Genomic DNA, 6151 nt, shown 5'->3' with positions numbered 1-6151 from the left:
CGCGTCGCGGGCCCCGCAGGGGGCGGGGGGGGGGCCCCCCCCCGGCGGGGCGGGGGGGGGCGGGTGTCGGATCAATTCAGCTCGGCAGCGTCCACGTCGGTGTCGATACGCATGGCGGCCACCAGTTCTCGGTAGAGCTCATCGGTGGCGAGCAGGCTCCGATGGTTGCCGACCGCCCGCACCCGACCGGCTTCGAGGACGACGATCTGGTCGGCGTCCATGATCGTCGAGAGCCGATGCGCGATGGTGACGACGGCTCCGCGAGTGGCCTGTCGACGGATGCCCTCGGCCACAGCCGCCTCGGTCAACCCGTCGAGTTGCGCGGTCACCTCGTCGAGCAGGAGGAGTTCTGGGTCGACCACCAGCGCGCGGGCGAGCGCGATCCGTTGCCGTTCCCCGCCCGACAGCGTTGACGTGGTCACGTCGGTGAGTAGGCCGTCGGGCATGGAATGGACACGCTCATCCATCCGGACGGCCGACAGGGCACGCCACACCTCGTCGTCTGTCGCCTCGGGCGCCGCGTAGACGAGGTTGTCGCGGACCGTTCCGGGGACCAGAGGGGTGTCCTGCTCCACGTAGGCGATGCGTGCTCGCAGATCGTGGAGTGTCCACTGGTCGAGCGGCCGACCGTCGAGCACGATCTCGCCGCGATCCGGTCGTAGGAACTTCAGGAAGAGGGAGAAGATGGTCGTCTTCCCGGCACCCGACGGTCCGACGATGGCAGTGTGTCCGCGGCGTGGGATCGTCAGGTCAATGCCGTTGAGCGCAGCGGGGGAGTCTGGTGCGTATCGGTACACCACGTCGCGCAGTTCGAGTGCGGACGCGGTCCGGTCGACCCGAGCCGACGTGCGATTCGCCACCACCTCGTCGTCGGATTCGGTTCGCAGGTCGGAGATCTCGGCAATCCGCGCAGCCGCGGCCAATCCCGACTGCAAGGCCGTGACACTCTGGGTGAGCAGCGAGACAGGCATCATCAGTTGGAATCCGTAGAGCAGGAATGCGATCAGAGTACTGACGGCCATCGAACCGTCGGCGACGCGCCAGGCCCCGAACGCCAGGACGACCATCACCGCCAGATTGATCCCGGACCCGGTGATCGTCCAGGCCCATGCTTCGATACGCACGGCCCGGATTCCCTTGCTCGCCGACCGGTGCGCGAACTCTCCGATCCGGTCGGATTCCCGCGCCTCGGCCCGACTCGCCTTGACGGTGCGAATCGATCGAAGGATCCCCTCCAATCGGCCACCCAGGAAACCGATCTCGGCCTGCGCGTCCTGCTGCGCCTTCGCCAACCCCGGCATCAGTACGGCGGCGGCGATCCCGACCATGACCACGACGACCATCGTGGTCGCGAACAGCGGGAGGTCCAGAAACGCCATGAGTACCAGCGCGCCGACCATACCGACGAAACCGTTGACACCGTTGACAATGCTCGACGTCGTCGCTTCGCGGATCAGCAGGGTGTCGGAGGTGACGCGCGCGACCATCTCGCCGCTCGACCTACGGGCGAGCTCGGGGACCTCGACGCGGAGCAGGTGTCCGATGAGTCCGGTGCGGGTGGCGAGAATGATGCGTTCGGCCAGGGTTCCCAACATGATCGTCTGGATCAGACCGATCACCGACCCGGCGACGAGCAACACGGCCAGGACTGTGATCGGCGCCGCCAGAGATTCCGACACGGCAAGACCGTCGAGCACCCACTTCGTGACCAGCGGGGTCGCGAGTTCGGCAGCGGTGCCGAGCAACCCGAGGACGACGCCCACGGCAAGGACGCCCCGGTACGGACGTATGTAGTCCCAGAGGATCGCGAGTTTGGCGCGCATGGGCATATCCGGGGTCTGCCCGGGATCGGCCGCGGTTGTCGAAGTCGTCATGGTGTGAGCCCTCCCGAGCGGAACATGCAAGCTCTACAATGACACATTGGTGTCCCATTTTCAATCAAGTGTGTTGCAGATACCCGAGTGTGGTGGATAGTCTCGGCCAGGTGAACGATGCGCCGGAACCGGCTGCCGTCTCGGGCGTGCGCCTGCGCACCCGACAGGCGATAGTGTCAGCCGCCATCGCGGCGTGGGCAACTGATTTCTCGACGTCCCTGGGCGACATCGCCGACCGGGCGGACGTCAGCCGCAGCACCTTGCACCGCCACTTCCCCGACCGTCAGTCTCTCGTCGATACGGCGCTCGTCGAGGCGAGGAGCGTTCTCGAGCGGCAGGCGAGCGAAGCGGTCGACGGGTGCGAATCGGCTCGCGCAGCACTCGAATCGCTGATGCGGGTGATCATCGGCATCGACGACGTCATCGTGTTCCTGTTCGCCGACCCACACCGGTTCGACGGCCACCCGGAGTGGGCTGAGGAAGAGGACCAGATGCTTCCGGAGATCTTTTCTCGGGCGCAGAAAGACGGTGCCATCGCCGATGATCTCGAAACGAGATGGCTGGCCGGGGTGTTCTATTCACTCTGTTTTGTCGGTGCGGTCTCGATCGCCGGCGGGGTGATGTCGCGTCGCCGCGCCGCCGATGTCGCCGTCCGGACGTTCTTCTCCGGAGTCGCTGCCGACTGAGAAGCCGACGCACGCGTGTGCTTTGGGTCGGGGCAACACTTCTACCACCGATGAGTTTTGTATCGGGGTGGTGTCAGACCCTGCACCTACCACCGATCGGATGAGACATTGGGCAGCGTGAACGTACTGGCGTGCGTGGCCGCAACGGTCGCCGCGTTCCTGGTGAGCGGTGTGTACTACGGCGTCGTGGGTGCACCCGCCGCGGCGGAAGTACACCGACCGGCCTGGGCGACGCCGGTTGTCGAACTCATCCGCAACGCAATGCTCGTACTCCTCGTCGCCGGTCTGGTCGCGCAACTCGATCCGGATGCCACCGGTGCACTTCTGCTCGCCGCGGGGCTGTTCCTCATCCCGTTGGTACTGTTCGCGGGCGCGGTCTTCCACGAGGGAACGGCCCTGTCCGCGGCAGCTGTACACCTCGGGGATTGGGCCCTGAAGCTGCTCATCCTCGTCCTGATCGTGTCGCTGTGGCGGTGACAGTGGAATCGCTGTGGACCGCACAATCCCCGTTCGCTACTCCGTGAGGAGGATCGGGTGACGGTTCATCGCCCTTCGGATCACAACCGTCCTGGCACGTGAGAACTCAGGCCGGCTCCAGGGCCCGCTTGGCCTTTTCCAGAGCGGCGAGCGTACGCAGCACCGAATCGCGCTTGGCGGTCAAGTCGCTCGCCTTGGCCTTGCCGCTCAGGCCGGGGTCCGCCTGCGCGACTGCCAGCCGTTGCTCGATCTCGGCGAGCTGCGCCAGCAAGGACTGCGCGCGGCTCATGAGCTCCTCATGGTCGGGTCGGGAGACGTCCGCAGGGCGGGCGCTTCCGGCCCCGACGTTCTTGGCTTTGCGAGCCGTTGTGCTGCCGTCCTTGTTTGTGGTGGTGGACGCGGATCGTGTGACACCGCGCTGGCCGGACCGGACGCGCGGTGGGGGCTGTGTGCGGGTCCGATTCAGCACTGCCCAGGCGTCACGGGCCGCCACCCGGTGTTCGCGTTCCTCTTCGTCGTCGGACGTCATCGACGCGCCCAAAGGTCGTAGCCCATAGAAACCGACGAACTCGCGGGCCGCCGCGATAGTTTGTTCTGCCTCGCGGCAGCGCCCGCACCGCGGTTCGCCGCGGAGTTCTGCGATGTCGTCGCTGGATGAGCACCACACGCAGGCGTGGGTAGTGGAGTCGGTCACGATGGCATCGGCAGCAGCGAAATTCACGGGTGAAAACACTACGGCACAATGTTTTTCATGCTGCGACCGGGCTTCGTCCAGCAGGCTCGGGCCGGGATCGCGCTGGTTGTCCCCGCGATGGACCACGTCCCGGCCTGCCGGATATCGGGCGCGTTCGGTACGCATCACGACGATGGGACGTCGGCAGACATCGCAGAGCTGTTGGAATCATTCCGTGGAGCGTCCCGTTGGTGCCACCATGCGCGCAATCACTTATGACCGCTTCGGCGGTCCCGACGTCCTGGAACTGACCGACCTGCCCACGCCCAAGGTCGGACCCGACTCCGTGCTGGTGCGTGTCCGCGCCTCCAGTGTGAATCCCGTGGACTGGAAGGTTCGCGAGGGCTATCTCGCCGAGATCATGGACACCGTCTTCCCGGTGGTCCCGGGCTGGGACGTCGCGGGAGTGGTCGAGCAGGTCGGCCTGGACACACCTGAGTTCCAGGTCGGCGACGAAGTGTTCGGTTACGTCCGTAAGGACGTCGTCGGTGGGGAAGTGGCGGGCGGGACGTTCGCCGAGTTCGTCGCCGCCCCGGTGCGCACCCTGGCACACAAGCCGTCGAACTGGTCCTTCGAAGAGGCTGCGGCGCTCCCGCTGGCCGGTCTCACCGCTCTGCAGACCATCCGCCGGGCAGGAGTTCAGTCCGGAAACACCGTGCTGGTTCACGCCGCCGCGGGCGGAGTCGGAACGTTCGCCGTGCAGATCGCCCGGTCCCTGGGCGCACGCGTGATCGGGACGGCCTCGGAGTCGAACCACGACTATCTCCGCAGTCTGGGCGCCGAGCCCACGACGTATGGCGAGGGCCTCACCGACCGGGTACGGGCACTCGAGCCCCAGGGTGTCGACGTCATCCTCGACTACGTGGGCGGCGACGCACTCGACTCGGTCGAGGACGTGTTGCGCGACGGCGGCACGGTCGCCTCGATCACCGACGCGCGGGCGCGCGACGAGTTCGGCGGCCACTACGTCTGGGTGCGTCCCGACCCCGCGGATCTTGCCGAACTCGCCCGACTCGCCGACGCAGGCGATCTCACGCCGGAGATCGCGGAGGTGTTCGATCTCGCTGATGCCTCCGACGCGCACGAGCGGAGCCAGTCCGGTCACGTGCGCGGCAAGGTCGTCATACGCGTCGCGAGCTGATGACAGCACAGGTCATCTAGTCGAGGTTCGCCTCTGCACGTAGGTGCGTTCGACCCCGCTGGGCCCTCGCAGTCGGTCCCGTGTGCAGGTCGTCATCCAACACGACAGGCGGCTCGCGGTCACCGTGTGACCACCGATCAAGGCATCTCCATTGTCTGGGTGCGACGAATCTCGTCCACAGCTCGGGTCACGTACTCCATCGGGTCGACATCGGCACGTGCCGTGAGGTCGGTGATGACCACGAGGGCAGCGGCGGTGGTCTCGGCGTCCAGTAGGCCGGCGGACGGCAGCGCATCGGGGTCGGCGGTGTCGCCCACTCCCAACGCGCCGGTCAGCACGAGGGCTACCGCTGCGGGACTGACGGCGGAAGTCCACGAGGCGGCGGCACGGCTGGTGCTGGTTATCACCTCGGACACATCATCGCCGGTCAGACCATCGGGGAACACTGTCTCGAGGAGTTCGCGCATCATGAGTGCATGCACCTCCCGCGACTCGGGGTGCAACGCGAGAAGGTCGGTCGCGGCACCGAACGCCTCGGAGTCGTGGGCGCGCGCCGCGCGGATGGCTTCCCCGGTGGTCTGGGCGACCCTGTCGGCCATCGGCGACCGTTCGGACCGTGACTCATTGTGCGGCATAGGAATTGGTGACACAAGACGCATCGAGGGATCAGGACGCGTGATCCTACGTGGCGACCAGATCGAGTCGATTGCTGTGCGGTACCTGCGGAGCGAGTCTGGGACGAGACCCAGACAAGGGTGAGCCCGCATGGCGTTCTGGTGGGCAAGGGAAGGGACAAACCAGCCGATTGCGATACGCCGCAGAAACCGGACAATCATTAGCTAGTGTCAACACATGGGTACCGACGAACACGATCGCGATGACCGCTCGCGAGTCCTATCCGCTGCTCGACGAAGGTTGGAGAATGGAATCGTCGATGATGGGCGGGTAATCGACGAACTCTCGGATAGTTCCGGAGTCCCTCGCGACACGCTGACCCAGCGCTGGCGCTCCGGCACCTCCGTGTACGCCGACCTCATTCAAGAACAGCGTGTCGCGCTCCCCGAATACCCATACGACGACTCGGCGTACGCTCAGATGAGCAGCTTCGAGGTGCTTAGCGCGCTCTCCGCCGATCTCACTCGTGCACTTGCACCGTTACTGGACTCGGATGTCTGGCATCGCAACGCATTAGGAATCGTGGTGGCCGATGGTCACGTTCGACGGTTGTGGCAGGAACATA

7 protein-coding genes are annotated in these 6151 nt (G+C 66.0%); 4 read left to right on the top strand and 3 right to left on the bottom strand.

The genetic code is table 11. The features are described from left to right. Positions 1-71: 71 nt before the first annotated feature. Positions 72-1874, bottom strand: coding sequence for an ABC transporter ATP-binding protein (locus M4D77_RS23260; RefSeq protein ID WP_259937635.1), 1803 nt, complete (start codon positions 1872-1874; stop codon positions 72-74). Between the two features lie 110 nt (positions 1875-1984). Here M4D77_RS23260 and M4D77_RS23255 point away from each other — a divergent pair, with 110 nt between their 5' ends. After that, positions 1985-2560, top strand: a complete 576-nt coding sequence (locus M4D77_RS23255) for a TetR/AcrR family transcriptional regulator (protein WP_171011587.1) — start codon at positions 1985-1987, stop codon at positions 2558-2560. Between the two features lie 117 nt (positions 2561-2677). Next, positions 2678-3037: a DUF1761 family protein gene (locus tag M4D77_RS23250; protein ID WP_259937634.1), complete on the top strand. Its 360-nt coding sequence runs from the start codon at positions 2678-2680 to the stop codon at positions 3035-3037. Between the two features lie 106 nt (positions 3038-3143). Here M4D77_RS23250 and M4D77_RS23245 read toward each other — a convergent pair whose 3' ends face one another. After that, positions 3144-3731 carry a hypothetical protein gene (locus M4D77_RS23245; RefSeq protein ID WP_247452105.1) on the bottom strand — a complete coding sequence of 196 codons (588 nt, stop codon included), beginning with the start codon at positions 3729-3731 and terminating at the stop codon, positions 3144-3146. A gap of 238 nt (positions 3732-3969) precedes the next feature. Between M4D77_RS23245 and M4D77_RS23240 the strand changes: the two genes are divergently transcribed. Then, positions 3970-4911 (top strand): NADP-dependent oxidoreductase, encoded by a 942-nt coding sequence (locus tag M4D77_RS23240; protein ID WP_065629966.1) that lies wholly within the window; start codon positions 3970-3972, stop codon positions 4909-4911. Positions 4912-5048: 137 nt separating this feature from the next. Here the strand turns inward: M4D77_RS23240 and M4D77_RS23235 are convergent, their stop codons facing one another. After that, complete coding sequence (locus M4D77_RS23235; protein ID WP_254661190.1) at positions 5049-5510, bottom strand: hypothetical protein; 462 nt, start codon at positions 5508-5510, stop codon at positions 5049-5051. A 253-nt stretch (positions 5511-5763) separates the two neighbouring features. On the opposite strand from M4D77_RS23235, the gene M4D77_RS23230 reads away from it, so the two are divergent. Next, the coding region (locus tag M4D77_RS23230) for a hypothetical protein (RefSeq protein WP_259937633.1) at positions 5764-6151 on the top strand (388 nt) is incomplete at its 3' end.

Source organism: Gordonia sp. p3-SID1431 (assembly GCF_025143765.1).
In the GTDB taxonomy this organism is placed as follows: Bacteria; Actinomycetota; Actinomycetes; order Mycobacteriales; family Mycobacteriaceae; genus Gordonia; species Gordonia hongkongensis.
Note: the sequence above shows the minus strand (reverse complement) of the source record. Positions and strands in the feature narration are given on the sequence as shown.